A 2639-nucleotide genomic window follows, 5' to 3' on the forward strand; every position below is an offset into this window, starting at 1 on the left:
CAAGTTTGGAAGGGATAAGCGCTGAAAGCATCTAAGCGCAAAGCCCCCCTCGAGATAAGATTTCCCATAGCATAAGCTAGTAAGACCCCTTGAAGACTACAAGGTAGATAGGTCTGGAGTGTAAGCATAGTGATATGTTTAGCGGACAGATACTAATCGGTCGAGGGCTTAACCACAAGGGTTTTTAAAGAACGTAGGGAAACACAATGATATAAGCTTTTATGTCTATAGATTTAGGAAGTGTAGTTGGGAATATTCCTTCGTAGCTCAATGGTGGAGCAACCGGCTGTTAACCGGTAGGTTGTAGGTTCGAGTCCTACCGAAGGAGCCAAAGCAAGAGTACTGTAGAGACTATCTCAGTACTCTTTTTTGTTATTCATCTTTTTGTTCATCGTGTCTAGTATTATCTATCTTAAAATATTCTTCACAGCATTTTTTTCTGAGCAAAGCTTATATTTAGTAATATTTTTTATTGATATTGAAATCCCTGAAGCATAGTAGTAATATTATCTATTGTAGCTAATATACGTGAGGCTTTTTTTAATAATATTAATAATGAAGGTGACAGAATTATGGAAGCGAAAGATTCGTACTGTGAAAATGAACAAGCTGTAATACATACAAAAAAAACATCGGAACATATTCTTCTAGGAGCAAGCAAAGGCTTGCCTATATTTATTGGATATTTACCGATTGGATTTGCTTACGGTATATTAGCAATGCAAGCTGGGTTCACTGTATTAGATACAATGTTGATGTCAGTCTTTGTATATGCTGGTTCGGCGCAATTTATTGGAGTAGGGATGGTTGCTGCTTCATCAGGTATAATAGCTATTATTTTAACGACGTTTTTAGTAAACTTACGTCATTTATTAATGAGTGCTTCTCTAGCGCAACGCTTAAAAGGCCATGATAAGCGAAAGTTAGCTTTATTTTCATATTGGATAACAGATGAGTCCTTTGCTGTGAATTCATCGTGGATGAGAAAGGAAAAGTATATACACTTAACGAGTTTGTTTTCTGTAAGTATTGTAGCCTATTTAGGTTGGATTACAGGAAGCTTGTTAGGCGCTTTAGTAGGATCACAGCCAATAGATGTAGAGAAATATGGGTTGGACTATGCCTTGCCAGCTATGTTTATTATTTTATTGATTTATCAACTAGAAAATAAAAAATATATTTTTCTAGGGCTGCTTGCGGGCATTCTTTCGATTGGCTTTTCTCAAATTGTGACACATAACTTACATATTATAATTGCAACAGTAGCAGTATCTACATTAGGGGTGGTGATTTCACGATGGAAACCTACAGCACGTTAGTATGGGTGATATTAGGAATGGCTGTTGTAACCTATGTACCAAGGATGATACCGATGGTATATTTATCTGATCGTGAAATTCCGAGCTGGCTAAATGAATGGTTAGGTTATATTCCAGTAACAGTTTTAGCAGCTCTATTATTTCCAATATTATTTATGGAAAATGGCAGTTTATCAATACTTCAAAATCCTTATTTGTTAGCAGCCCTTCCTACATTTATTGTAGGTTTTTGGACAAAGAATATTTTTATTACTGTATTGGTTGGCATGGCAAGCGTAGTTGCAATTAGATTTTTTATATAACTACTACTATTATTTATATATTGTTAAGTGAACTATTAGGCAAATTTGATGATTATCTTATTAAGGGGAGATACTTTTGACACACAATTATATACACACTAAAGAGTTTTTTGAAGAGCATTCCATGCATCAGCAAGTTAAAGATGAGCTCGAGCGCTTTATTGGTAAAAAGGTGGAATTTACTGTTCAAGGTGATGAATATACCATATTAGCACAATTTGAGAGTAAGCTATTAGAACTAAAGAGTTTTCAAAGTAACATAGAGTCTGGGCATTTGACTGCATTCGATTTCTTTATCTATTTAATTAATGAAGCTAAAGTAAGATATGCAATCCCAGCACACCAGGTTGTAGAAATAAACAAATATAGTCCAACAAATATTGAGTTCGACTGCCAATTGTATCGTATGAAATTACGAATAATAGAATAGGTAGTGAAAAACAACCTTGAATTACGTAAAAGCATGTAAGGAAACAAAAATAGTAGCATAGCTTAGGAAATGAATGAGTTTGTTTTGAAAATTGCTGAATTTGTTTTAATTTGTTTTACTTCGTTAGTTTTATTGGATTAGATTATGTGTTACTATAGTAAATGTCGCTGCGAAATAAATAAAAAAGTATTGACAACAAAGACGCAGAGATGATATAATAAATTTCCTAGCTAAAAAGACTAGCCGTTTGATAGCTTATCTAATTAGCGCTAAAGTTCCTTGAAAACTGTATAGTGCAATCAAAACAACGTCAATTCGGATTCGAAAGAATCCACAAAAAAAAGTCAGTGACTTTTGAGCTTAATCCGATTTAATCTAGCCATTAAATCGATAAGGATATAAACAAACATTTATTGGAGAGTTTGATCCTGGCTCAGGACGAACGCTGGCGGCGTGCCTAATACATGCAAGTCGAGCGGACAGAGATGAGAGCTTGCTCTTATCAAAGTTAGCGGCGGACGGGTGAGTAACACGTGGGCAACCTGCCTGTAAGACTGGGATAACTTCGGGAAACCGAAGCTAATACCG

3 protein-coding genes, 1 tRNA gene and 2 rRNA genes are annotated in these 2639 nt (G+C 35.3%); all 6 read left to right on the forward strand.

The window, feature by feature from the left end:
- Positions 1-176: ribosomal RNA gene (locus BHF68_RS07270) — 23S ribosomal RNA — on the forward strand; the annotation flags it as partial.
- An 80-nt stretch (positions 177-256) separates the two neighbouring features.
- Positions 257-331, forward strand: a tRNA-Asn gene (locus BHF68_RS07275).
- A 241-nt stretch (positions 332-572) separates the two neighbouring features.
- Positions 573-1319 carry an AzlC family ABC transporter permease gene (locus BHF68_RS07280; protein WP_084019276.1) on the forward strand — a complete coding sequence of 249 codons (747 nt, stop codon included), beginning with the start codon at positions 573-575 and terminating at the stop codon, positions 1317-1319.
- Complete coding sequence (locus BHF68_RS07285; protein WP_069642999.1) at positions 1298-1621, forward strand: AzlD domain-containing protein; 324 nt, start codon at positions 1298-1300, stop codon at positions 1619-1621. The genes BHF68_RS07280 and BHF68_RS07285 overlap by 22 nt, the downstream gene beginning before the upstream one ends.
- A 76-nt stretch (positions 1622-1697) precedes the next feature.
- A complete protein-coding gene (locus BHF68_RS07290; RefSeq protein ID WP_069643000.1) occupies positions 1698-2051 on the forward strand; it encodes a hypothetical protein in 354 nt (117 codons plus the stop codon).
- Between the two features lie 410 nt (positions 2052-2461).
- Positions 2462-2639 (forward strand): 16S ribosomal RNA (locus BHF68_RS07295); the annotation flags it as partial.

This window comes from Desulfuribacillus alkaliarsenatis, assembly GCF_001730225.1.
Lineage (GTDB): Bacteria > Bacillota > Bacilli > Desulfuribacillales > Desulfuribacillaceae > Desulfuribacillus > Desulfuribacillus alkaliarsenatis.